This window comes from Rhodococcus sp. Leaf233 (assembly GCF_001426165.1).
GTDB classification, from domain to species: Bacteria; Actinomycetota; Actinomycetes; order Mycobacteriales; family Mycobacteriaceae; genus Rhodococcoides; species Rhodococcoides fascians.
Genome location: NZ_LMRO01000015.1, coordinates 122,444 through 147,156, shown reverse-complemented (window position 1 = coordinate 147,156; position 24,713 = coordinate 122,444). Strand labels below are relative to the sequence as shown.

The window sequence follows — 24,713 nt, the reverse complement described above, 5'->3', positions numbered from 1 at the left end:
TCGTCCTTCGTGCGGCGCGACGGTCGACGACATCGCTCCCGTCGTTGTTCACCGAGTCCGTGGACAATGGGCGACGCACGCGCGTCTTGCGCGGACGCAAAGACACACAGAGGAGCTCCATGGCGTTCTGGGATCAACTCAAGTCCAAAGCACAGGAATTGAACGGGCAGCTGCAAACCAAGACCAGCCAGTTCAAGAACAAAGAGTTCGCCAACGGCAGCATGGCGATGTGCGCTCTCATCGCCGCCGCGGACGGCACGATCGATCCGGCCGAGCGACAGAAGACGGCAGCGCTGATCGCCGGAAACGAAGCTCTCCGCGTCTTCGAGTCCGATGAGCTCCGCCAGAAGTTCGACTGGTACTGCGACAAGCTGCAGGGTGACTTCGACTTCGGAAAAGTCGAGGCCACCGCGACGATCGGCAAGTTGAAGTCCAAGCCGGACCAGGCCCGTGCCGTCATCCAGATCGGCATCATCATCGGCGGTGCCGACGGGCATTTCGACGACCACGAGAAGGCCGCCGTTCGCAACGCATGCTTCGCAGTGGGAATCGACCCGGCCGAGTTCGAGCTCTGACCCGCTCCGACGTGGGCATCGAGACCGGATGAGGTCTGCGGCGACCGACGACGCATCGACGTCGTCGGTCGCCGTCGCCGTCCCTGGATTCCATCTGTCCTGCAATTTCCTACTCCGCGGGTTACTTTGCTCGTTCCGGCTGGGTGCACAGACGTCGTCGACGCGTCAGCGGACCGATCGATCCGTGACCGAGGAGACCGAGCATGACTGTTGCCGCGATTTATCTCGTCATCGCATTCGGCCTCGGCGGACTCGCGATGGCGGTGCGACTTCCTCCGTTGGTCGGCTTTCTGGCGGCTGGGTTCGTCATCAATGCTCTCGATGTCGGTGAGGTGCCGCAGCTGGACCTGCTCGCCGACTTGGGGGTGACGCTGCTGTTGTTCGCCATCGGCCTCAAGCTCGATCTCCGCATTCTGTTGCGCCGCGAGGTCTGGCTCACCACGTCGGTCCATCTCGCGATCAGCGTCGTGCTCGGAACCACGGTGTTGTGGTTGGCCGCCGTGGCCGGCCTGGCCATGCTGTCCGGGCAAAGCCTGACGACCATCGCACTCCTGGCCTTCGCCATGTCGTTCTCGAGCACCGTGTTCGTCGTCAAGGTACTCGAGGAGCGGGGGGAGTCGCATGCGCTCTACGGCCGCGTCGCCATCGGCGTCCTCGTCATGCAGGACATCGTCGCCGTCGTCTTCCTGACGGTCACCAGCGGCACTCTGCCCAGCCCATGGGCCTTCACCCTCGTCCTGCTGTGGCCGCTCACGCGAATTCTTCGGAGAATTTGGAGCGGGCTGGGGCACGGCGAGATGCAGTCGTTGTTCGGCATCGTGATGGCTCTGGTTCCGGGGTACGCACTGTTCTCCACGCTGGGCCTCAAAGGTGACCTCGGTGCCTTGATCATCGGTGTCCTGTTGGCTTCGCATTCCGCGTCGTCCGAACTCGCACGGTCTCTGTTCCACCTCAAGGAGCTTCTGTTGGTGGGCTTCTTCGTCTCGATAGGCCTGTCCGGACTACCCGATGTGCCCAGTCTCGTTGTCGCTCTGCTGATGATGCTCGTTCTGCCGCTCAAATCCGTGCTCTACGTAGCGCTGTTCGCCGCGATGAAACTTCGGTATCGAACGGCCCTGCTCGCAGGACTGAGTCTGATGAACTACTCGGAGTTCGGTCTGATCGTCGTCTCCGTCGGAGTGACGACCGGGCTGCTGGAACCCACGTGGCTGGTCGAGATGTCGATCGCGGTGGCTCTGAGTTTCGTGGTGTCCGCCCTTGTCAACGGCCGCGGCCACCTGATGGTCGAGAAGATGGCGAGCCGGCTGCCCGTCCAGGACGAGCAGAGCCTCCACCCCGAGGAACGCCCCGGTGATGCCGGCGACGCCGAAGTCGTCGTCATCGGCATGGGGCGTGTGGGGTTCGCGGCCTACCAGCGACTGAACGAGCACTACCGATTGGACGTGGTCGGAGTCGACTACGACGGCCCGCGCATCCGTCGACTGGCCGAGCAGGGACTGCGTGTCATCGAGGGCGATGCCACCGACCTCGACTTCTGGCACCGACTACGCAGATCGGATTCCGTCCGGATCGCGGTGCTCGCCATGCCGCGGCACGGTGCGAACGTCACTGCACTGGCGTGTCTGCGAGAGTCCGGCTTCGGTGGAACAGTGGCGGCGGTCGCACGGTACGACGACGAGGTGCAGTGGGCAAAAGACCAGGGCGTCGATATCGCCTTCAACGTCTACGCCGGCGCGGGTTTGGAACTGGCCGACCAAGTAGGGCATTCGACCCCGGAATACATCGACGATCGCACCGACTCCGAGACCGACGAGCCGCGTACACCGGACAACACCGGATAGGCCAGCGGTGCGAGTGATGGAGGCGCTCGCCGGAAACGAATGGGGGAGTCGTCAGGTACTGCCTGCCGCTCCGCCTCCTCCACCTGCACCTCCACCGGACGCAACGGATCCGCTACTGCTGGAGACGAACACACCGGAGAACGCAGACCAGGGGAGGACCACCGGGACACCCGCCGCATAGTCGGCATCCGCGGGTGATGTGAAGGCTCGTAGCGGCGTGTCACTCCCTGGGTCGGTTGCGGCCTCTAGTCGTTTCCGAAAGAACGGGGCCAAGCCGAACGCAACGATGTCCGGCAGAGCTACGTTCAGATCGACCGACTCGTCGTTGTCCTTGGCGGCCTGCTTCAGTCCGTCGCGGTACGCCTCCCAGGGGCGAGAGGCGTCCAGGCCCGCGACCGAGAAGCGTGAGTAGGCGATCGCCGTCCACAGTCCTGCAACGAAGAGAAGGCCCGACAACACCGCCGCGAGCCACATCGTCCGTGCACCCGACGTCGCCACGGCAATTCCTCCGATTGCGAGAGCGCCGCCGAGTACGCCCAAACCGGCCAACGCTGTCCGGCGTCGACCTGAGCCGTCGGCGACGAATCCGCTGTCCCGCAGTGTTTTCTCCAAGAGTTCTTTGGTTGCACCGGGGCCTCGAGCGATCTTCTTCAACTCGTCGCCGGGTACGACATCGTCCTCGGCTCGTTCGGCGAGCATCGACCAGACCGTCTGTTGAACCTCGCCGCGGGCACGGGTTCGGTCGACAAGCCTGATCTTGACTGTCCCTTTGTCGACCTTTCCCGGCTTCTTGTCCTGCTCGAAGGTGAGCGCATCGGCGGTGGCAAGCGCCAGTACGGTCCCCGGTACGCCGCTGGGCTGCGCGCTGCGGTGCACCAGGGCGGTCGCGTACGCTGCATCGGTGACCTGGTCCGGTCGAACCGTCGTCGGATATTGTTGGGAGACAGTCGGTTTCGCTCGTCCCCGAAACACCGTTCCCACCAGAAGCAGCCCGAGAAGCGCGAACACCGAACCGGCCCACGGCAGCCAGGTCGAGCCTGGACCGTCGGCGAATCTGTCCAGGGCAGTCACCGGCGGACCGTTGCGAATGTCGGACGCCAAGCGATCTATGCCCGCGGTCAGGCTTCCTGCGACGTCACCATCTCGCAGCGGCGGAATCAGTGCGTCCTCGATGATGGCCTCTTGTTCGTCCCGCGGAACGTTACCGTCGTCATACGTGGAGCCGACGAAGATGCCCGCGCGAGCCTCGTCGACCTTTCCCGGCTCCCGGTTGATCAGTATTGCGCCTGCAGTGTCCTGGTCGACGCCCGTCAGGGACACCCATCTCTGCTGCAGGTCTTCTACTTGATCCAACGTGTCGTCGGGGTCCGCATCGAGCTCACGCACGTACGCGATCACGTCCGCACCGGTGTCGGACTTCAAGTTCTCCAACTGACGTTGGATGTCCGCGGTCTGCGCCGGATTCAGGGAAAAACCCGTTCGGTCGTAGACACGCTGACCCGAGGTCAAACCCTCGAAGCCGGCGTCTCCGCCGGACGAATCGTCGGAGCAGCCGACGAGGCCGAACGATGCAATGAGGGCCATCAGTACGGCTGCAGCAACTCGGCGGTGGAAGTTCCGGCGACGGGATGTCTCGAGAAAGGCGTCCATCGAACGAACTCTAACCAGAGTTCGTATACGGTAGCCAGCACATTCGGCCGACGCGGCAGTGGATATCCAGACTGGTCTTCCTCACCGTTGTTTCGTCACAGTGACGAAACAACGGTGAGGGAAGAGCAGAGAGGGAGAGGGTGCCGTCCGGTCCGCAGTGCGCCGATCTCATGACAGCGGGCAGTCAGCGGGCCGGCTGCGATAGCTGTCGACCGGAAGCCCGTCACGATTCCCGCAGGCATTTCGATACCACCGGGACGCGTCGACGCAGACTTCAAACAACGAAGAGCTTCAGCCGAATCGACTGCGTCGAGGAAAGTTGTTGGAATGCAGCGAACTACGAGTTGATCCCAGCGAACTGCAGGTCGACAGTTTGCCGATAATCAACATTATGTCAGGTAAATTACTGCATGTTGCATCCGATGAATCAACAGACCTCCGCCGCCGCCCTTGAAGCTGTCGGCAAGGTATTGCGAAACCTGTTCAGTATGAGTATGTTACGCGCTGCCTGAGCGGCTGTTCGTTCAGAGTGCCTTACCGTGGCGTCAGCACCCTAGAGTTGTCGATGTTCAACGTCATTCTGCGGCAGTGCTATTGACATCAATGATTCATCTGGTGAATCATTGATGCGTTGAACGAGACGACGAAGGGGTGTCATGGGGGTCGACAAGAGCGGGCGCGTCATCCTGGTCGAATCGGTGACACCACTGCATCCCGAGGAGCAAACGGTCGAAGATATGCTCACGGGATGGCGGAACCAGCAGCTCTGCCGAAATCTGCAGCTCGGGACCATCGAGCAACGGCAACAGGTGGTCGTGCGGTTCATCGACTACACCAACGAGTTCCCGTGGGCATGGACCCCGGCCATGGTCGAGGAATACTTTGGAGACCTCCGCTCGATCCGGCGAATCGCACACTCGACGATCCGCAGCTATCAGACCTCGCTGAAGCTGTTCTGCTCCTACATCAGCAACCCCGACTACGGGTGGGACCGACTGTGTGAGAGCCGCTTCGGTACGCACCCCGCTCAGGTGTTCTTCGAGTGGAACACCGCAGCACACGTCCAGGACAACGAGCAGACACCGGCCAAGCGTGCCTTCACCAAGACCGAGCTGCAACTGTTGTTCGACCACTCCGACGCCCAGGTCGAGACCATCGCGGCAACAGGCCGCAAGGGGTGGCTGCCGGCCTACCGTGACGCGGTGATGCTCAAACTCGCCTACTCCTACGGGCTGCGCTTCAATGAAGTACGTCACCTGCAGAGCGTCGACTTCGCCCGCAATCCCCACGCACGCGAGTTCGGCCGCTTCGGAGTTCTCACCGTGCGCTATGGCAAAGCCAAACGCGGGTCACCCCCGAAACGGCGTAGCGTCCTGACGGTTTTCGACTGGACCCCTGAGATTGTCGAGGATTGGCTCACCCACGGCCAGCCCTATCTCGATGCGGGACTCGATCTGTTCCCGTTTGAACGTGGCGCGCTCGTTGCCGAATCGACCCTGATACGCCGGTTCCGGCGCTACTGCACCGAGCTGCAGCTCTCCCCCGGGCTGGACCTGCACTCCCTGCGTCGCGCGTACGCCACCCACCTGATCGAAGACGGCTGGGGTCCGTTGTTCGTACAACAGCAGATGGGTCACGAGCACGCCAGCACCACCTCCCTCTACACGTGCGTGTCGAGCGACTTCCGCACTCGCACATTGCGGCGAGCGTTGGATGCGACCGTGAGCGACGCTCTCGGAATGGAAGGAGAAATCTCGTGAAACGCACCGTCGACTACACCTGGCGCCTACCCGAGCTGATGGCCGCACACGGCATGCACAACAGCACCGACCTCATCCCCCGCCTGCTCGAACGAGGAATCGCCCTCTCCCGCCCTCAGGTCTACCGCCTCGTCACGCAACGACCCGAACGTGTCTCGCTGCAGATGATGGCGGCTCTCTGCGACATCTTCGGCTGCGGAATGCAGGACCTGGTCACCGTCACCGCAGCCGACGAACGCAAGAAACGACTTGCGACGTCATCGGCACCGAACGTCGTCGAGCTCAACAAGACAGTCCGACCGCGACGCGCACGAGTGATCCGCGATGACCATTGAGATCCGACCCCGCAACACCGTTCGGGGGCGACCGAGAACCGGTGGCGGATTCACCTGCGATCGATGCGGACGTGAGGCCGGCAAACCACGCGTGCGCTGGCCCGACGGCAAGATCTGCGGAACGTGCTTCCACGCCGCCGTACGCACCTACGGATACTGCGCAGCGTGTGGATTCGAGCGCATGATCCCCGGGCGAGTCGGAGACTCAGCTGTTTGTGTCGACTGCGCCGGCATTGCTACCGACTTCCATTGCAGCAGTTGCGGCACCGAGGCCGAGCACTACCGGCGCGGCATCTGCGCACGCTGCGCACTCCGCGACGACCTCACCTCGCTACTTCTCGACAACCCCGCCGATCCTGCTGCCATGAACACACTGGTGGGCATCTTCTGCGCCGTGGACCGCCCCGAAAGCATCCATACCTGGAAACGATCCGCAAAGGTGCACGAGCTGTTGCGTCAGCTGGCAACCGGCCAGATTCCGATGACCCACGAGGGCCTCGACAGCGTCGGCGACGATCGCCGCACAATGCACCTGCGGGGCATCCTCGAGCACCACCAACTCATCCCGCCGCGTGACCGCTACCTCGCCCTCTTCGAGGACTGGATCGACACCAAGATGACCTCCATCGATCACCACTCGATTCGGCGTTACGCCGAACAGTTCGCGACCTGGCACCACCTCAAACGAGTTCGCGCAATCGCAGCCGCAGGCAAACCCACCCGCGGACCCGTCCACGCCTCCAAACAGGACATCACCGAAACCATCAAGTTCCTGACCTGGCTCCACGACACCCACAGCCGCACCGCCGCGACATGCAACCAGCTCGATGTCGACGAATGGCTTGCCACCGGACCCACCACCCGACACCAGATTCGGACGTTCTTCGTCTGGGCAAAGACAACCCGCATCAACCGGAACGTGACGATCGCCCACCGCTCCCCCGCCCCGACAACCACCTTCACCCAAGACGAGCGACTGCACTGGATCCGCGAACTACTCACCGGCAGTAGCGAATCGCTCCTGTATCGAGTGGCCGGCATTTTTCTCTTGCTCTACGCCCAACCGATAGTGAAGATCGCCGCTCTACGCACCGATCAAGTCGGTACCGACGCCGATGGACTATGGATTACCCTCGGTGCCGAACCAGCCCCTGTGCCTGAACCCTTCGCAGAGCTTCTCCGCAGCCACATTAACTTGCGCACAACACAACTCACCGGCACCGACACCGGCTGGCTGTTCCCCAGCATCCGCACCGGACGCCACCTGCACCCCAACACGATGATGGACCGCATCCGATCACTCGGAATCAACCTGCTCGGCGCGCGCACAGCATCGCTGCGGACCCTCGTCACCCAGGTACCACCGCCGCTTTCGGCCGAAATGCTCGGATACAGCTACTCAGTCGCCCACCGCCATGCCGAGTTAGCAGCGCAACCGTGGGCGCAGTACTCCGCCCAGCGGAAGTAGTATGCGGCCTGGGTGATCCCGATCAAGCGTGCATTCTTTTGGCATAGGTAGGAGAGCATCCCGGGTCGTCTTGCCTGGCAGCGACCGGCGGAGTGAACCGCCCGGGGACTGGTGAAGAATGTGAGCTCACCAGGGGAATACAGAATCAGCAGAATCAATAGCCTATGCGCGCATGGAGTCTGCCGCGTGGGCATGCTCCCCACCAACCAGAGGTCAGTTGCCTTGCTGAAACTCGGCCCAGTTGTCGGATCAAAACTTTCGGCACCGGGCTGCATCTCGCGGGCCATCCTCGACCCTGGTCACGCCGGTTGGACTGACGTGCAAAAAACGAGACGTGCGCACCCCACTTCACTGGGATGCGCACGTCGTTGCTGTCGATGCTTCGCCGGGCACAGAAGCGTGCGGATCTTCTCTAGCTGCCCTCGATGGCGAATTGGTCGACGACAGTCTCTCCGCTGATGTCATAGACGGGTACCGAACGCGAACCAGCATCGTCGGGTGTCGGGTCGGTCAGATCGGAGGATCGTATGTATCCGTCGACCCCGTTCGTTCCGACGGCACTGACTAATTCCGGGAGATCGGCATCGCTCTCTGCATTGAGAGCGCTTCCGTACGTTTGCCCGGATGTATTCATGCCGCTCTCGGTTTGAGCGGCTGGCGCTGCGGATCGTGCGGAGGCAGGGGCGTACTGCAGCGGGTCCGACGGGAAAGTCACGTACTCAGTCAAAGAACCGCCGGGCGGGAACGTAGCGACGAAGCCATGGCTGTTGTAAAACCCTGGGCCACAATCGCGTTGCACGGTTGCGTTCTGTGAGGAACTCAGGAAGGCGTTGAATTGATAGTCCGTTGCCGAGCAGAGAGCACCTTCGCGGAAGAGTCGAGCTTTGGACCCGATCGTGCCTTGCACAACAGTCTGCCCGAACGAGGTGTAGATCCTCGTCGATGCCTTCGGCACGCCTCCGTTGTCGATAGTCGACGTGTGGAGGTAGACGATTCCGCCCACCGGAGGCGTGGGCCCGATCCATCCTGTACGGACCTCCGCGCTTGCCCCGGAGGGGAGCGCGACCGCGATTCCGGCGGCGAGGGTTGCAGACAATACGGCCACTCGAAGGGTGCTGCGATTCATCGTCATGAAGTGGTCCTTTGTTCGCTTGAGCTGGCGTTGGTCGACTTATCTGTAGCTTTCGAGGCTATGGAGAAGGCTGCAAATCTTCGTACAGTTCCGCGATCCTTCTCTTCACGGAGGGGGCATCTAGGTATTCGTTGGCTGCGCTGATGTGATCGGTCAATTGCTGTCGTGAGACGTGCGGTGGCACTTTCACGAACCAGTGGAAACCGGATAGGACGGGTGGAACCTGAGCTTCCGCTAAAAACTCGTTGATCGTTTCGTCGATCATCTCCTGGTCCCGTTGCGTTCGAGATTCAGAACGTACGGTGATGTTTCCACTGTCGTCCCGAGTCGTGACCTTGCTGGGGCGATAGTCGTCGGGTTTTGCCTGCACTCGAAATGACCGGGAGGGTCCAGCGGCCCAGACGGTCAACATGCCATAGCTGTTCTCGTCCACCTGAACATACGAGTCCAGGCCCTGCTGGTTGTCGGCGCTCGAAGGCTGCCTTTCCGGATAGTCGTTCCAACGCAATGTGGTTCAGTCCTCCGGTACGTAGCAGTTGCCGTTCTGAGTCGGGCAAACGAAGCGGCCCGTTTCCATCGTGGGGAACGAGAGCACATACGGGTAGCCCGATGGCGTGTTCTGCCCGAACAGCGACCCGTAGTAGGTTCCCGCATCGGCCAACCGACCACCTTGAATCGGTCCATACTGGAACCGCTTCGGGCCACCACCGATTGTTGCGGGAGCTCCGGCATAGTGGATGCCGCAGCGTGAATCTTGGAACGGTCCCGGCACGACTTCGAAGCAATGGATGTCGGATCGCTGAATCGTGATCGGTGGGCCGGTATCCCAGATGTATGTCACGGTCCATCGGGCGGAGCGCCCGTTCATATTGGTGCGAATGATGATTTCCCAGGTTCCGATCACGCCGTCGTCGTCACCGTACGCCATGCTGTGTTTGGACTCGGTGACGTCGTTGGATACCCATCGGGCGCAGCTGCCGCTGGCGGACGTCTCACACCAAGTGTCGTAGTCGTCAGGGTCCGGAAGGTCGCGCCGTTGAACAGCTGGCTCTTCCGGGAGCACGTCCTCCGGAACACGGGCATCCGGTATGACCTCTACCGTTTCGGTTCCCTGCGGTGTCGTCAAGAATTCACCGACACAGCTCCATTCGGGAAGCTTGCGGGCTAACGCCTCGTTGATGCACGACTCGCCGGCACCGGGTGCAGAATTCGGTGCGGGTTCGTCCACCACCGGGACTTCGGGGGCGGCGGGCTGAGCTTGAACGACAATACCGGGCACCATGGCCATGGTGGCGACGCACGCTCCGACCAGGACAAGCGACGACCTTGATCGCATACGAGATGGACGTAATATCATGCGCTGCTACCGCTTTCGGGTCAAACTCAGGTGGATGACTGCTTGGAAGTCTTGCATCGATCCCGCCAGTTCGGAACAGGCAGGATCAGAAAAGTCTTGGCAAATTCTTTACCGAGCTCTTTCGGGTAGAACCTCAGCAAACGGGGTTCGGTCGGACTCGCATCGAAGGGAGTTGAAGCGGCGTGGGCTAGAAGCCCAAGAGCGCCGATTAAACGACCAATTGGTCTATTTATCGGTGCAAGCGCGAACCGACCGGATGCAGAGGGTGGCCGGAGTTCTAGAATATTGCGTGTGACCGTGCATACCAGATATTTCCGGCATTTGCTGATGGGCGATCTCCTAGGACACGGTCGCGGAGGGGCAGGTGTGCCGAAAGGTCAGGAGTGCCACCGCGGTACGGCCCACTCCGGGGGATCAGGTAGACCTGCCCACCTACTCTGCGGACTAGCACCCCGCAGCATCATCACCATCGCAGCATGATCGTCGAGTTGGGACAACAAGCCGGCGTCGTAACCAACCGGAGCGCGGGGCGGCACCTGGAACTGCTCAGCAAGTTCGTCACCGGGGCGCTCGAACACCACGGCATGTGAAGCGGCAGCAATCTCCAAGTTCACTGAGTACGTCTCGCGTTCGTCGAGGACGTACCCACCGCGTGAACCCCGCCCAGGCAGCATGAACATCACCAACAGCCGCGTCGGGTTGAGCGGATACATCACCACGGAGCTAAAAGCGACACCACCAAAGCCGCGAGGAAAGTTGCCACCACCGACGAGCACCACAGGGTCATCGCAAGTGAGCAGTGGCCCATTGGTCTCAACAACGGCCCATTCACGCCGAAACAGCGAGCCTGCAACGACGTTGCGCACATCGAGAAGCATCAGATTGAGCGCTTCGCGCTTAGGGTCTTTCTCGGTCCGGTCGATCATTGCCTGAAACTCCGTGTCCGACATGCCGGGGTAGAGCGGCCGCTTCGCTCGATCCGGAGCTTGGACAAGAACGAGAGCGCGCTCACGGTTGCTCGGAGTGCGCGTCATCTGAATGCCGAGGAACACCGACAGATCTCGCTTGAGATCGACGTCGGTCACAACACCGAGACCGTGTCGCTCAAGCTCCGCCAGGTGCCGTTCCGACTCCCCCTCGATTCGAGACAGGTGTTTCTCGATCCATCGCAACGGCGGGCCCATCGTGCTGTCGTCTGGTGGCAAGCTGTAGAGGTTTCTCCGCTTCCCGATCTCCTTGGAAGGCTGCGGCACCAGAGGTGGTTGCCGCCGGTCTACGACAGTCATTTGCACGAGGCCATCGACCGCCCACCGGCGCAGATACAGCTGCGGTACGTAGTGCTGGTTTTTCGTCTTCTCCAGCTCACCCAGTCGTCTGGACTCCTCGACGAAGTCCTGTGCCAACCAACGATGTTCAAACTCAAGCAAAAACACCTGCCGCTCCTCACCTTTTGGAATTGCAGGTCTCATCAATACGACCAGTCTTGATATGCAGGGTTACCAGTAAGCCTCTGCGTATCGTTGCGCTGCAATAGTTTACGTCTGGTCGCAGGATGCGGCCGACATCGAGGTCCAGTCAAAAAATCGAGTTTAGACGGTCCGCGCGAAACCGGCGACGCCGTTACCAGCAGAGGAAGCTCGCACCAATACTCAAAGGAGGTGGAGGATGCTTCCCCCGCCTGGGACAGCGATAGATTCGCGCGCGTGCAGATTGGGATCGTGGCCGGGGAAAATCAGTTCTGGATTGTCAGCTAGGGCGCGCATGAGCTCGTATCCCGCAAACATCTCCTCGGTCGAGTGGACGAAGCGGAAAAGTTGACGGTTCTGAAAGTTCTCGTAGAAGTGCGACGCATCTGTCGCCAGAACCGCAGTCCCCTCACAAGTTTCCAGGCTGACGATCTGAGTGCCGGGCGTATGGCCGCCCACGAGGTGGCATTCGACTCCAGGGGCCACCGTGCCGCTTCCGTCGAACCACTTGATGCGGCCGGCTAGGTCGAGTTCGTTGAGCATCTCGAGATCCGCGTTTTCGACCAGCTTCTTGTCGTCGGACGGCGCATTGTCGCCGTACCAGAAGTCCTTCTCTCGTTGCTGGGCAAAGAACGTTGCGGAAGGGAAGTCGGCGAGGCAGCCGACGTGGTCGTAGTGGAAGTGGCTGAGCACGACCTTCTCCACTGAGTGTGAGTCGACGCCTGCTGCTGCCAGAAGACTGCGAGGCGTCGCCAGGTACTCCCGGTCCCGTGATGCCGCAAGATAGGGAGCAAACCCGGTGTCGATGACGACGGTCTCGCTCTCGGACTGCAGAAGCCAGATGTAGTAGTCGAGATTCATCGGATCACTGGGCCGTGGATCTGGATGCAGAAAGTTTCGGCCTCGTGTCGAATACGCACGTGCATACCGGAGCGCTCGAACCGTGTAGACGGACATCTGTCCTTATCCCTTCGCTTACCAGTAAATGCGTGAATCTAGAGCGGTACTCGGTACTTGGGCACTCGGTGCTGTCGGTCGTCCTCGCTGCCAGGTCAGACAAACAGGCGTTACGGCGTCGGACAGGACGGAGACCTCATCATGATCAGCGGCCCTGCCCCTATCAGCGGTTCAACGATGCCATCACACCAGGCGACACCCACGCACCAACGATTCGACTCACTGCGCGAATCTAGGTGGTTGGGACATGTTTTTTCGCCTCTCGATCAGCCTCGAGGCCACTCATCGCAAGAATGACGGCCGCCCCGAGTGCTAGCGCACCGGAGAGTATGAGAACCGCGGTCCCAGGTGATGGGTCGATCAACAGGAGCGCCGCTATCAGTACCGCGGAGACCACGCAGTGCGTCGCGCCGCCCATCATGAGTGGGTACGCCGCACGGTGCCCCGCAACCCAGGCTTCTTTGCTCGACTTCGTCGCACGAGTCTTAATACCGATAACCCAATTCGGCTCTTGATCACCCTTTGTCACCAATGCCGTCACGTAGACGGTTATCGACAGCACCAACAATGTCGCTGCCATCGCTGCGGCCACAGCACGAATAGATTCTGTCTCCACTTCGTCCTCCATCCAGACTGCGATCGACAGACCAACGTCTAGTCCATGGCGGCGAATTGGGTACTCCACCGGCAGGCGCGTGTCCTGGCCGGCGGGTTCCAGTCGCAGGACCAACTCTAATCGCAAGCATTTAAGGACCGTGGACTGCGTACTCCAGCTAGTGGATCTGCACTGGCCGCCTTACGACCGGTCGTGATATGCAGGGATACCGGCAAACCTCTGCATGTTACATCTGATGATTCATCCAGCTCCGGAAAACTGACTGCACGCATCTCTTGCTGAAGCACGAAATCTGTTCAGAGTGGGGATGTTACGTGCTGCCTGGTCGTCGTTGAAATCGGAGACCGGCTCCTACTTCTCGGGAGTGACCTCGGATCTCAGAATTGCGGCACCATCCTCGTCGAAGCCCGCTTCGGAAGATACCCCTCCGTCCAGTTGTTGCGGTTGCTCGTTGGGATCTCGACCCTCACGGGCATCCTCGAGCCATTCGCTTGGGCTACCTGGGCCTTCAGAATCCTCGATGTAGGGATCTTCGGGGTCAGTGGCTTGATTCATGTGTGCCTCCGGGGCGGTAGACGAGGTCTGCGCCGGTTGTTGGTCTGAGCTTGGGGTGCTGTCACCTTGCACGAGGATTACGCCCGCGACCGCTGCTATTGCGGCTGTGGCCGCAATAGCAGCGCCCCAGTGGGATTTGCTCATTGGACACTCCTCAGCTTCCAGCTATCGACTTTCATGGTAGCGGCGGCTTGTTTACTGTCGTCTGCATATGCTGTGTCGCAGCATATTTCGCACGGACACTGTTTAGTCCGGGCTCCGCGTAGGCTTCGAGTCATCGTGGAGGCGTCATTCATCCGAGATTTCGAAGCGGTCCTTCAATTTCGCGATGAACTCTTCGTATCCGTCCATGCCGAATGTGTCCAGGGCGCACATGTAGGTCTCCAGTGCGCGATGCAACGAGTCGAAAGGGACCAGCTCGTAGAATCCGGCCAGTGTCTTCACTGCCTCGTATTGCTGTAGCGACTCGCGCCTGGACGGTACGCCGGGAACGATCCGTTTCGGAATGGTCGGATCCCACTTCACGCGTTCGGCCAGATCGAAGTAGTCCTCGTGGAGTCGGCGCTGCGCAATCGCCCGATCAGCCCACTCGTTGACTCGAGGGTAGTTGTCGAGCCCGCTCACCGCGAAACATGTTCTGACACAGAAGGCCTTGAACTCGTCGAGCATCTCATCGCCTTGTTCCGCGAGCCAGTCGACTAAGGGTCGGTCGAGGAAGGCCAGCGCCTTCGCATACGTTTGGTCGGTGAGCTTGCCCTCGAGCGGCCGACCACCATAAGCGAGCTTCAGCGCCCTGGCAGCGCGGCCGAGATCTGACTCGGGGTCGACCTTTCGAGTTAAACCGTTCTCGTCACGGGCATAGATCATCGACCTGTCAGGCCACAGCTCGGTGTCATTCGGCTGCTCGTCGGACCACGCCCTGTCCGTCTTCTTCAGCGTCGCAACCACAGGTGGTTCGGCGAGGTCATCGAGCTGTGTGGGCCAGAATTGGAACAGGTAGTCCTCTACCGGTTCTGTCACCTCCTGCGAGATCGACGTATCGCGGCCACGTGCGTGTGCTCGAACACGATAGGTCCCAGCGGGGATTCGCCCCACGCCGTCCGAAGGACGCCCGTCTAGTGATCGCACTTCGATTGCGGCCGACGCGGTGATGACCGATTGTTCGACTACTTCCCAGTTGTCGTACTCGGCGGCGGGCTCTGCCTGCCACACCTGCACAGTTACGCGAGCAGGACCATAGGACACGCCCGTGTACGTGGACAGAAATCCCGGACCAACCTCGATCAACGTGCCTTTCGCCTGCACGTCGAGAGTGTCCGTGTCGTCGTTCGAGACCACGAATTGATCATGGTCGACCTCGACTATTCCCGAGGTGTGCAGAACAGGTTCAGTATCTCCGGGCACGGAGACGACCCTAGCGTCGGCTTCGCGCATCGGCTTGCGGGTTGCGAAGCAATACGACCAGTTCTGATATGCAGGGTTACCGGTACTGTCCTGAACGTTCGATCGACGGGACGACCGGTCGAGCTACGCTTGAACTGCGCGCGAGAACTTCAGCGCCGGATTCCAAACCTTGTGCGGAACCTGACTTCCTTGGTAATCGGTTGTCACTGCGGCGGCTCCATGAATTCGATCGTCTCTCCGTGTGGACCCACCGCGTACATCACGCGGGTGCCCACCTTTGCCCCGCCGGCAATAGGTTGAGGAGTTCCCTGCGCCGTCCACCCGAAGTCCGCGATTCGCGTCAGGACCGCGTCGATGTTGTCGACCTCGAAGGCAAGATGCGCGAAACCAGGATCGTGGGGTCGAGAGGATCCCTGCTCTCCCTGGACGTTGCGATATTCCAGCAGTTCGATCGTCTGACCCGCAACGGATACCACCGCCATCCGGACTGTGGCCCCGTGCGCTCCGGTGACCTCTCCCAGAAACTCTCCACCCATCTCACCGGTGCGTTCGAGGACCGCGCCGAGACAATCGATCCAGAATCGAAGGGCGTCATCGAGGGAACCGACGGCGAAGCCGACGTGGTCGGAGCGAAGGATTCTGAACGACATGCCAGGAGCCTACGCCTGGCATGTTTCACGAATTACGCTTCTGTTCGGCTCTCATCAGTCCGCCTCCGACGATCAACCGCTGGATCTCACCGGTCCCCTCGTGCAGCCGCAGCGGAATCAGCGAGCTCCACCAACTGGGTTACTCCGGAAAATCTGCGCTCCGAGACAGCCTTTCGTTCGACCGGATGTCGCCCAAGTTTTGTTCCAGCGCACCGATCACGGCGTCGTACCCGCTGTTGCCCAGGATCAGCCGGCGTGGCGGCGCGTCCTGAGCGATCGCTTCGATCACCGCACGGGCACCACGGTACGGATCGCCCGGCTGCACCCCGTTCATGTCGACGAAATCGGCACGAACCTGTTCCAGCATGTCGTGGTAGTCCGGAATCGCCTCTGCAACAGGCTCGTCGGCGAATCCAGCGTAGGCGTTGGTGCGGAAAGCCCCTGGTTCGACCGCCAACACGGAGATGCCGTGCTCGGCAACCTCCTGGCGCAGAGCGTCGGTGACGGCTTCGATCGCGTATTTCGTAGCGCTGTAGTAGCCGAATCCGGCCGCCGCCAGAAGTCCGGCCACTGAGGATACGTTGACGATCCACCCACTTCTGCGAGTACGCATTCCTGGTAGCACGGCTCGCGTAACGGACAGTACTGCAAAGAAATTCAGCTCGAACATTGCCCGGATCGAGGCTTCGTTCATTCCCTCGATCGATCCGTACCAGCCGCGACCGGCGTTGTTGACCAGCACGTCGATACCGCCGAAATGCTCTTCGGCCGTTCGTACCGCCTGCAGTACCTGTGCCGCGTCCGTGACATCCACAGGCACGACGAGAACGCGGTCACCGTACTGATCGGCCCACGACGCCAGTTCCCCTGGACGCCGCGCCGTGAGTACCACGCGCTCCCCCGCCTCCAGCGCCACCTCGGCGTACGCCATGCCGAAGCCGCCTGGGGTGCCACCGGTGATGAACCATCGCTTGCTCATGGCTCGATCACCAACCGGTTGATCAGCGCGCCGTCCAGAGTGAAACGGTAGTGCAGGTCGGCGACTCCCCCGGGAAAATTGCCTTCCAGGTGCTGCGTGACGTCGACGGTCGTGCCGGTCGCGGTCGCTCCCGTGAACTCCGATGTGTAGGTGTACTCACTCTCATTGACCGAGGCGGTCAGCCAGGCCTCGATCTCGTCTCGGCCCGAGTGGTCGTGGCCCTCGTCGGTCACGACGGCATCTGCGGTGAACACGGTGATCGCGCGAGCGCCCTGTCGGACATCGAGTGCGGTCATGAACTTCTTCACGTTGTCCGGGAGTCCATCCCATTCTGTGGTCATGACACCACGGTGATGCCTCCCCCAGGGGGAAGGTCAATACCGAATCGGCACACCGGTATCTGTGCCCGGCACTCGCCCCGGCTCCCCGTCGACTGACGCTGTTACCGAGGACGTCAAGCGGCGGACCGTGGCATGGCCAGCAGCAAGCGTGCAGCCAGCCCGGCCAGGAGCGCCCAGAAGGCAGCGCTGACACCGACGATGACTGTGCCGGACGCGGCGGTCACAAAAGTGATGACGACAGGGATTCGCTCTACGGGATCAGCGAACGCGGCGGTCAACGACGCGGCGAGTGTCCCGAGTAGTGCGAGTCCGGCGACCGCGGCAATGACTCCGACGGGGGCGAGTGCAACGAGTGTGCCGAACGACGCCGACGCCACGCCGAGCAACATCAGGACGATTCCCGCAGTCAGACTTGCAATCCATCGGCGAGTGCGGTCCACACCCGCGTCCGGCCCGGCAGCCAGGGCGGCGCTGATTGCAGCCAGGTTGATCGCATGCCCGCCGGCGGTCGCGCCGAGCAGGGTGCCTGCGCCGGTCACGAGCATCGATCGCCGCCACGGAACCTGGTAGCCGAGACCGGCCATGACCGCTACACCCGGGACGTTCTGTGAAGCCATGGTCACGAGGTACAGCGGAAGCGCGATCCCGACGACACCCGCGACGGTGAACGTCGGCGAAGTCAAATGGACCCGAGGTACGAGGTCCGCCGGGCCGACCGTGGTTTCGCCGGCCGCCACCGTGATCCCGATGACGACTGCGGCGGCAAGAAAGGCGAGGGGCGCGGCCCAACGGGGCGAGAACCGAAGTGCAACAAGCCAAGTCAGGACAACGGGGGCGACAGCGATCGGGTTCACAGCCAACCCGGTGACCGGGCCGAGACAGAGCTGCAGGAGGACCCCGCCGAGCATGGCTTGGGCAAGCGAGCTGGGTATGCGGGTGACCAGCGCCGCGAGCTGGGGTACCAAACCGGTGAGGACGATCAGCACCCCCGTGACAAGGAACGCCCCCACCGCGGCGGGCCAACCGCCATCGACGGTGCCGGTGGTCGCGAGCAGGGCCGCGCCGGGGGTGGACCAGGCGGCGGTGATCGGCAGCCGAGTCTGCCAGGAAAGGACGATGCAGGCCAGACCCATGACGACGGTGACAGCGAGCAGGCCGCTGGCGGCCTGCTCGTGGTTCGCTCCTACCGCTGTCAGGCCGCTCAGGACTATCACGAACGAACTGGTGAACCCGACCAAGGCCGAGACCACGCCTGCCGTGATCGGTGGCGCCAGTCCACCCGTCTTACGTGCATCAGAATCGGCGGTATCACGCGGTGGGGTGTGGCTCATGGTTCTCCTCGGCTCGGTGGGAGCCCAGGCGCGCGGCAGACGTCAACAGACGAGGCCGCTTCCCGATGGTGATCCATCCACAGCGCCAGTCACGGCCCGACCACAGGGTAGACCGAAACTACGGACCATCGGTACCGGAACAACCGTGACCGCTTCATCCCATGGAGCAACCCGACGCGCACCACCCGAACCATCTTGGGTGCCATTGATGCTTTCGCCCGGTATCGAAAAGACTGTGCGCGTTGCGAACCCGGGCAGTCCTCGATGGTCGGCCGACGAAATCCGTGCCGCCGTCGAAGAGGGCAGGCCACGATTCTATCGGTCGCAGTGTCATTCCGGGTCGTTCGAGCGTGCCTGCGTCTCTTCGATCCGTTGCCTCTGCCGCACACCGTATGCGGCTTCGGTGACTGCGCGATCGTCTTCGAGGCCCGAACCGAGCGCCCCACCGATGGTCGCAATGGACGCGAGTAGCCAAGCGAGACTGAGGTAATCGGAAAAGCCGACCGCGTGTCCGAGGGTGCTGGACAGCAGTCCCGGAGGAAGTGTGAGACACGCGGTCCCCAGCAGCATGCAGAACAGGGCTATGTGGAGGACGACAACGCCGATCACCAACGTCACGGCTGTCGCTGCGTTGTACAGCACAGATCTGTCTCGCTCTTCGGGTGATTTCGGCCGCTCCCACAATTCGTGATCGAGAATCAGCCACAGAACCATCGCCGCAATGGAGAGAATCGTCGCCGCGCACATTCGCCATGGGCCCATTGTGTCGGCGAACAACCAAATCGTGCTGGTAGCCAGCGCGAACGCTCCGGTGGCAAACGCTCCGACCAGCACTTTCGACTTCAAAATCATCAACGACAGCCTGGGCCACGACGCCGGAGACAGGGCGCTGGTGAAATTCGTGGAGCGACTGGTGTCCGCAACGAGCGCGACCGACACCATTGCTCGTCTCGGCGGGGACGAATTCCTGATCATCTGCGAAGGGGTGCGCACTGTGGAACGAGCGGAGGAGATCGCGCGACACATCGCCCGCACCATCGCGAAATCATTCGCTGCCGAGGACGTCCCCATCCCCCTCAGTGCCAGCATCGGTGTCGCTGTCTCCGACTCGAATTCGACAAGGCATGAGCTGATTCACCGGGCAGATCTGGCAATGTACCGCGCCAAGGACAGCGGAACCGGTGGCCATGCAGTTTTCGACCCGGGAGACCTGTACGACGCCGACCGGATCAGATCGCTGTCGGTCGACCTGCGCGCGGCATTGAGCTCGAACGAACTCACCATGGCATACCAACCTCTGGTGGACATCTCGACGCGTGAGGTCGTTGCAGTCGAGGCGCTCGCCCGCTGGAATCATCATGATCTAGGGCCTGTCGAGCCGACCGAATTCGTCGCAGTCGCCGAAAGAACAGGTCTCGCAACACCATTGGGCGCATGGGCGCTCCGCGTCGCGTGCAGCGACGCAGTGCGGTGGCGCGCATTCTCCGACGTCGTGGTGCGCGTCAATGTCAGTGCGCTCCAACTGCGAGACCACGAGTTTCCGGCGCAGGTCGCCACTGTCCTGGCTGACACCGGCCTACCACCGAACGCATTGGGTCTGGAAGTGACCGAAACAGTGTGGGTCGCAGACACCGAACGAGTGGCGAATACCGTTGCGGCGCTGCACGCAATGGGCGTGTCCTTGCTCCTCGACGATATGGGCAAAGGGCACAGTTCCATGTCGTATCTGGACCGGTACCCGATGTTCGAGAGCTTCAAGATCGACAAGTCATACGTGGCCCGGTTGCCCGCCGTCCGCGCCAGGGCAATAATCTCGGCGATCGTTGCACTCGCCCGCGCGTTCGACGTCACAGTCGTCGGCGAAGGCGTCGAAACCGAAGAACAACTCGAAGCACTCGCCGCAACAGGATGCGACGTAGCTCAGGGATTCCTGCTCGGACGTCCGATGAGCGCCGCAGCAATCACCGATCTGCTGCTCTCTTCTGAGTGAACCCCCGTCACTTCGCTTCGTGATAGCGTGCCGAATCAGAGCTACTCGCATAGCCACCCCAGCTGCAGAAGGCACCCGCGCCGCCTCCGACAGCGCTTCAGGGGCAAGGTCCGCCCGGATCTGCGATGAAGAACGTTCAGTTACGTCACGCCGTGTTCATGATTTCCGACCGGTGCAACGGCGCGCGGGGCTGGTGCACAATGCGATTGGAACTCTCATGACCAGGAACCACGTCGAAAAGCACGCAGCTCGGGCTTACGCCGCGGCTCACGGAGTCACGTATCGGCAGGGCCTTGCGGCGGTGCGCGCGAACTGCACCATCGTGCTGCCCTACGCGCAGCGACTGTTGATCGAAGCGATCGAGGGCTGCGGAATCCGCCACTGGTCCAACGTCCACGATTGGGACGGCTGCGGCCGAGCGAGCATCACCGACCTCGGTGGTGAGCGATTCGTGCTCACGCCCGATGTTGTCGTACCGGTCATTCGTGAACACCTCGAAGCGCACCCCAATCTCGAACCCCTGCACATCGACAGCTACTTCGCCGACGAAGCAGTACAACGAACCCTGTTCGGCGGCGTCATCTACCGACTCGAGCTCCACCGCGGTGGTGGGCTGACCGTCTGATCGTTTGTTACGCGTCGTGCACGCCGATCCGTGAGTACGAGAAGTAGGCCGGGAATTCCGGCGACGGTCCATGGCGCTACCGCCCCGACAGTCGGAACCACCTGAAGCACTCCCAGTCCGCAGAAGTCCGATGAGTGTCCGCACACGATCGCGTCGTAGGGCGTTGCCACGAAGGAAATGGTCAGCGCCGTGGTGAGGAACGCCAGGACCCCGGTCGAGATGGCCGCCGCGAGCGCCTTCGGGGACGCACACAATCCGGTCCAACCCCACGCGAGAAGCGCTACGCAACATGTCACGCCGATCAGAGCGACAGCAGCGCCGACCTCACCGCCGTGACCGTCGACCCGTACGCCGGTCACAAAACCGAGCTGAACGGCTCCGCCGGCCAATACGCCCGTGCCGATCAAGGGAAGTAATCCACGCAGAACACGCAACGGGCGTCTGCGGCGTGATGCGGAGAAGAAGATTCGCTCTCTTTCCACTTTCAATGTATAGCTCACCCGGGGTCTTGCGGCAAGACCCCGTCGAGGGTTCAGAATGGCTCGCTGCACACCCGCACCATCGGATCGGAGTCCCGTGAAATCAGTGCCGCCTCATGTCTTCGACCTCCCCGACAGGCTCGCACCGAAGCGCCAACCCACGCTCATCGGTCATGACCGACAGCACTTTTCGGCAATCACCGCCAGCATCGAGAAGTCACGTTCCAACACGATCGCTCGATTGAACGCCATCCAGAAGTCATCCGGGCGGATGGGGCAGGAGGTGATGGAACGTGATTTCGAGATTCACCGATTGAACGGGCGACTGCGCCAACTGCGTCGTTACGGTGCCGATCTGTGTCTGGGGAGGTTCGTCCCCATCGACTCGGACCAACCGGTGTACGTGGGGCGTACCGGCTTGCTCGGCGATGCGGGCGAGCAACTGCTCGTCGACTGGCGCTCCCCCGCTGCCGAGCCGTTCTTCGGTGCAACCCATGCCAACCCGATGGGGCTGAAAAGCCGTCGCCGCTATCGGTGGACGAACGGCAGCATCACCGACTACTGGGACGAAGTGTTCGATCCCACGTCTCTGGACGACAACGCCGCGCTGGACGATCAGTCCGCGTTCATCGCCAGTCTGGGTGCCGAGCGCTCACCTCGGATGCGTGACGTACTGGGCACGATCCAGGCGGATCAAGATGCGATCATTCGAGCCGATGCGCACGGGGCACTGGTGGTCGACGGCGGACCGGGAACCGGGAAAACTGTTGTTGCCCTTCACCGCACCGCGTACCTGCTGTACGCAGACTCACGGATAGGACACAACCGCGGCGGAGTACTGTTCATCGGTCCGCATCAGCCCTACCTCGCGTACGTCTCGGGCGTACTCCCCAGTCTCGGCGAGGAGGGAGTACAAACATGCACCCTGCGCGACCTCGTCGCAGAGGGAACACATGCGCTCGACGACACCGATCCTGTTGCGGCGCGGCTCAAGGAAGACCTCGACGTCGACGCCGTCATCGAGGCGGCTGTTGCCTTCTACGAACAACCACCGACCCACGACGTCACAGTCGAAACAGACTGGGGAACATTTGTATTGACGCCGAACGACTGGGTGGAGGCATTCGGTGCGCCAGATCCCGGTACGCCGCACAACGAGGCTCGCGAGCTGATCTGGGACCTACTGACGACCATCGTGACCGATCGCTGTGCCGCACAGGGATCCCGCGAAGAATTTCGGCAGTCGCTGCAGTTGAACGAGGATCTGCGTGACGTCCTGGAACGCTCGTGGACGATCGTCGATGCCGCAGACCTCGTCGCGGACTTGTGGACCGTTCCGGCATACCTGCGCACATGCGCACCCTGGCTCGACGCGGACGACATTCGAGCACTTCGACGCGCTGATGCGACACGCTGGACTGTGGCCGACCTACCGCTGCTCGACGCGGCACGGGCGCGACTCGGCGATCCGAAACATGCTCTACGACAACGACGCCGATCACTGGCTGCTGCGATCGAACGCTCGCGAATGGACAGTGTCGTCGACGAGTTGATGGCGGTCGACGACGACGAGATGATGGCCGCGCAATTCCGTCAGGAGATAATTCGGGATGCACTCGTCGATTCGTCCGGCTTCGAGGACCATCCGACGGATCCGCTGGCGGGTCCCTTCGCGCACATCGTGATCGACGAGGCTCAGGAGTTGACCGATGCGCAGTGGCAGATGGTGATTCGGCGATGCCCTGCTGGGAGTTTCACCATCGTCGGAGACCGAGCGCAGTCTCGTCGGGGCTTTACCGAGACGTGGCCGGATCGGCTCGAACGAGTAGGTATCGACGAGGTGACCGTCGCCGCTCTCGGCGTGAATTACCGGACGCCGCAGGAAATTATGGACGTGGCCGAGCCGGTGGTCCGGGCCGCGCTGCCCGACGCCAACGTTCCCACGTCGATACGCAGTACCGGCGTGCCGGTCGAATACGGTGACGTCGCATCGCTTTCGACGGTTCTCGCCGATTGGCTCGGTTCGACGACCGGCGGAACCGCATGCGTGATCGGTGATCCTACTTTTCCGCAGTCCGATCGAATCAGCTCGCTGACACCGCAGCTCGCCAAAGGTCTGGAATTCGATCTGGTCGTTCTGATCGACCCGGATTTGTTCGGCTCCGGCGTCGCAGGTGCTGTCGACACATATGTGGCGATGACACGAGCCACAGGTCTACTCGTCATCTTGACCTCGTCGCAGCGCGAGCGAATCGAGTAGATCCAGCACGGCGTGGATCGCCGGACTCGCATCGGCGCTGCGCCTCCACGCGGCATGCACTTCTCGCTTGGGGGCGCGCGCCAGCGGGACCGCCACGAGCGCCGGGCCGAGAGGCGGTCTTGCGAGACGGGGAATCAGTGCCAGCACATCGTCTGCCTCCACCAGGGAAAGCTGAGTGGAGAAGTCGTCGACGAGGTGCCGAACGTCGATCTCGCTCGACGTGTCCGCGAACAGTCGACGAAACCACTGGTGGCACAACGTGCCCGCCGGGCTCGTCACCCACGGGTACGTCGCGAGGCCTGCCGGTGTCAGGGGCGACTTCCCTGCGGCGAGGGGGTGGGTTCGATTCATGACGACATCGCCGTGGTCGGTGTGAATGGATCGCCGAACGATCGAGCGGGGAGCCACTGCGGGAACTCCGTCGGCGTCGTGCACCAGCGCCAGGTCGGCTGCCCCCGAATGCACACTGTGCAGCGCCTTATCCGGGTCCTCCTCCCCGATCTGCACGGTGAGGTCGGGATGGCGAGCGCTCAGGGTCGCGAGTGCAGGGGCGAGCAGACCGCGGATCGCAGTGGAGAATCCGACCACTCGTACCACCCCGCGCGCGGCACCCTCGTCTGCCGATCTCGCCGACTCCAGACACCGCTCGAGAGCGTGGAACACCTCGTCCGCAGATTCGACCATTGCCCGTCCGGCCGGCGTGAGGACAACACCTCTGCCCGCCTGCGCAAGTACCGGCGTTCCGACCTGGCGTTCGAGCCGTTTGATCTGCTGGGAGACGGCCGACGCGGTGTAGCCGAGCTCGTCGGCCGCTTTCGTCAGCGTGCCCAGGGCGGCAACTGCACGCAGCGCGTGGAGTGCATTGACATCGATCATGAAGTAACGGTACGCAATACTGCCGAAATTACATCGCTGGACCGAGACGATCATGTGGGCTCACAC

Annotated in this window: 23 protein-coding genes, 1 pseudogene and 1 riboswitch; of the genes and pseudogenes, 8 read left to right on the top strand and 16 right to left on the bottom strand. The window is 62.0% G+C overall.

Translation table 11 applies throughout. From position 1 onward, the window contains the following. The first annotated feature begins 119 nt into the window (after window positions 1-119). Both ASH04_RS25975 and ASH04_RS25970 read left to right on the top strand, forming a co-directional pair. Window positions 120-575, top strand: a complete 456-nt coding sequence (locus ASH04_RS25975; RefSeq protein ID WP_027497122.1) for a tellurite resistance TerB family protein — start codon at window positions 120-122, stop codon at window positions 573-575. Between the two features lie 203 nt (window positions 576-778). Beyond that, the gene (locus ASH04_RS25970) at window positions 779-2,416 is read left to right on the top strand and encodes a cation:proton antiporter family protein (RefSeq protein WP_032370555.1); all 1,638 of its coding nucleotides are present in this window, start codon (window positions 779-781) and stop codon (window positions 2,414-2,416) included. A 51-nt stretch (window positions 2,417-2,467) separates the two neighbouring features. Here the strand turns inward: ASH04_RS25970 and ASH04_RS25965 are convergent, their stop codons facing one another. Next, the gene (locus tag ASH04_RS25965; protein WP_057474977.1) at window positions 2,468-4,066 is read right to left on the bottom strand and encodes a TPM domain-containing protein; all 1,599 of its coding nucleotides are present in this window, start codon (window positions 4,064-4,066) and stop codon (window positions 2,468-2,470) included. A 656-nt stretch (window positions 4,067-4,722) separates the two neighbouring features. On the opposite strand from ASH04_RS25965, the gene ASH04_RS25960 reads away from it, so the two are divergent. The 3 genes from ASH04_RS25960 to ASH04_RS25950 are packed head-to-tail and all read left to right on the top strand — an operon-like array spanning window position 4,723 to window position 7,629. Continuing rightward, a complete protein-coding gene (locus tag ASH04_RS25960) occupies window positions 4,723-5,826 on the top strand; it encodes a tyrosine-type recombinase/integrase (protein ID WP_057474976.1) in 1,104 nt (367 codons plus the stop codon). Beyond that, window positions 5,823-6,161 carry a helix-turn-helix domain-containing protein gene (locus ASH04_RS25955; RefSeq protein ID WP_057474975.1) on the top strand — a complete coding sequence of 113 codons (339 nt, stop codon included), beginning with the start codon at window positions 5,823-5,825 and terminating at the stop codon, window positions 6,159-6,161. Before ASH04_RS25960 ends, ASH04_RS25955 begins: the two co-directional genes overlap by 4 nt. After that, window positions 6,151-7,629 carry a recombinase XerD gene (locus ASH04_RS25950; protein ID WP_235580102.1) on the top strand — a complete coding sequence of 493 codons (1,479 nt, stop codon included), beginning with the start codon at window positions 6,151-6,153 and terminating at the stop codon, window positions 7,627-7,629. The genes ASH04_RS25955 and ASH04_RS25950 overlap by 11 nt, the downstream gene beginning before the upstream one ends. Window positions 7,630-8,041: 412 nt before the next feature. Here ASH04_RS25950 and ASH04_RS25945 read toward each other — a convergent pair whose 3' ends face one another. The 13 genes and pseudogenes from ASH04_RS25945 to ASH04_RS25885 form a co-directional block, all read right to left on the bottom strand. Beyond that, entirely contained in the window at window positions 8,042-8,761 is a 720-nt protein-coding gene (locus tag ASH04_RS25945) for a hypothetical protein (RefSeq protein ID WP_057474973.1), read from the bottom strand. A 58-nt stretch (window positions 8,762-8,819) separates the two neighbouring features. Then, window positions 8,820-9,269, bottom strand: a complete 450-nt coding sequence (locus tag ASH04_RS25940) for a DUF5956 family protein (protein WP_155293775.1) — start codon at window positions 9,267-9,269, stop codon at window positions 8,820-8,822. Window positions 9,270-9,275: 6 nt separating this feature from the next. Then, window positions 9,276-10,040 carry a hypothetical protein gene (locus ASH04_RS25935; RefSeq protein ID WP_156394674.1) on the bottom strand — a complete coding sequence of 255 codons (765 nt, stop codon included), beginning with the start codon at window positions 10,038-10,040 and terminating at the stop codon, window positions 9,276-9,278. Between the two features lie 455 nt (window positions 10,041-10,495). Next, the gene (locus tag ASH04_RS25930) at window positions 10,496-11,587 is read right to left on the bottom strand and encodes a DUF4238 domain-containing protein (RefSeq protein WP_082519437.1); all 1,092 of its coding nucleotides are present in this window, start codon (window positions 11,585-11,587) and stop codon (window positions 10,496-10,498) included. Between the two features lie 180 nt (window positions 11,588-11,767). Further along, window positions 11,768-12,445, bottom strand: coding sequence for an N-acyl homoserine lactonase family protein (locus ASH04_RS25925; protein ID WP_162247569.1), 678 nt, complete (start codon window positions 12,443-12,445; stop codon window positions 11,768-11,770). Window positions 12,446-12,773: 328 nt separating this feature from the next. Continuing rightward, window positions 12,774-13,157, bottom strand: coding sequence for an SdpI family protein (locus ASH04_RS25920; RefSeq protein WP_162247568.1), 384 nt, complete (start codon window positions 13,155-13,157; stop codon window positions 12,774-12,776). A 351-nt stretch (window positions 13,158-13,508) separates the two neighbouring features. Beyond that, entirely contained in the window at window positions 13,509-13,712 is a 204-nt protein-coding gene (locus ASH04_RS26745) for a hypothetical protein (protein WP_156394672.1), read from the bottom strand. Window positions 13,713-14,000: 288 nt separating this feature from the next. Next, window positions 14,001-15,116: a hypothetical protein gene (locus tag ASH04_RS25910; protein ID WP_156394671.1), complete on the bottom strand. Its 1,116-nt coding sequence runs from the start codon at window positions 15,114-15,116 to the stop codon at window positions 14,001-14,003. 203 nt (window positions 15,117-15,319) lie between these two features. Continuing rightward, window positions 15,320-15,766 carry a VOC family protein gene (locus tag ASH04_RS25905; protein WP_057474966.1) on the bottom strand — a complete coding sequence of 149 codons (447 nt, stop codon included), beginning with the start codon at window positions 15,764-15,766 and terminating at the stop codon, window positions 15,320-15,322. Between the two features lie 139 nt (window positions 15,767-15,905). Next, entirely contained in the window at window positions 15,906-16,745 is an 840-nt protein-coding gene (locus tag ASH04_RS25900; protein ID WP_057474965.1) for an SDR family NAD(P)-dependent oxidoreductase, read from the bottom strand. Further along, the gene (locus tag ASH04_RS25895) at window positions 16,742-17,086 is read right to left on the bottom strand and encodes a nuclear transport factor 2 family protein (protein ID WP_027497126.1); all 345 of its coding nucleotides are present in this window, start codon (window positions 17,084-17,086) and stop codon (window positions 16,742-16,744) included. The genes ASH04_RS25900 and ASH04_RS25895 overlap by 4 nt, the downstream gene beginning before the upstream one ends. 113 nt (window positions 17,087-17,199) lie before the next feature. Continuing rightward, a complete protein-coding gene (locus tag ASH04_RS25890) occupies window positions 17,200-18,417 on the bottom strand; it encodes a benzoate/H(+) symporter BenE family transporter (protein ID WP_057474964.1) in 1,218 nt (405 codons plus the stop codon). 15 nt (window positions 18,418-18,432) lie between these two features. After that, window positions 18,433-18,520, bottom strand: a riboswitch (ZMP/ZTP riboswitch). 227 nt (window positions 18,521-18,747) lie between these two features. Further along, window positions 18,748-19,257, bottom strand: a pseudogene (locus ASH04_RS25885) (hypothetical protein); the annotation flags it as partial. On the opposite strand from ASH04_RS25885, the gene ASH04_RS25880 reads away from it, so the two are divergent. Both ASH04_RS25880 and ASH04_RS25875 read left to right on the top strand, forming a co-directional pair. Next, the gene (locus tag ASH04_RS25880) at window positions 19,139-20,407 is read left to right on the top strand and encodes a putative bifunctional diguanylate cyclase/phosphodiesterase (RefSeq protein ID WP_082519435.1); all 1,269 of its coding nucleotides are present in this window, start codon (window positions 19,139-19,141) and stop codon (window positions 20,405-20,407) included. The pseudogene ASH04_RS25885 and the gene ASH04_RS25880 sit on opposite strands and share 119 nt — an antisense overlap. A 217-nt stretch (window positions 20,408-20,624) precedes the next feature. After that, the gene (locus ASH04_RS25875; protein WP_057474991.1) at window positions 20,625-21,032 is read left to right on the top strand and encodes a hypothetical protein; all 408 of its coding nucleotides are present in this window, start codon (window positions 20,625-20,627) and stop codon (window positions 21,030-21,032) included. Here the strand turns inward: ASH04_RS25875 and ASH04_RS25870 are convergent. Beyond that, complete coding sequence (locus ASH04_RS25870) at window positions 20,990-21,514, bottom strand: hypothetical protein (RefSeq protein ID WP_156394670.1); 525 nt, start codon at window positions 21,512-21,514, stop codon at window positions 20,990-20,992. The two genes, ASH04_RS25875 and ASH04_RS25870, sit on opposite strands and share 43 nt — an antisense overlap. 94 nt (window positions 21,515-21,608) lie before the next feature. On the opposite strand from ASH04_RS25870, the gene helR reads away from it, so the two are divergent. Then, entirely contained in the window at window positions 21,609-23,771 is a 2,163-nt protein-coding gene (helR, locus tag ASH04_RS25865) for an RNA polymerase recycling motor ATPase HelR (RefSeq protein WP_057474961.1), read from the top strand. Here the strand turns inward: helR and ASH04_RS25860 are convergent. Further along, window positions 23,727-24,647: a LysR family transcriptional regulator gene (locus tag ASH04_RS25860; RefSeq protein ID WP_057474990.1), complete on the bottom strand. Its 921-nt coding sequence runs from the start codon at window positions 24,645-24,647 to the stop codon at window positions 23,727-23,729. The genes helR and ASH04_RS25860 overlap by 45 nt on opposite strands. Window positions 24,648-24,713 lie beyond the last annotated feature (66 nt).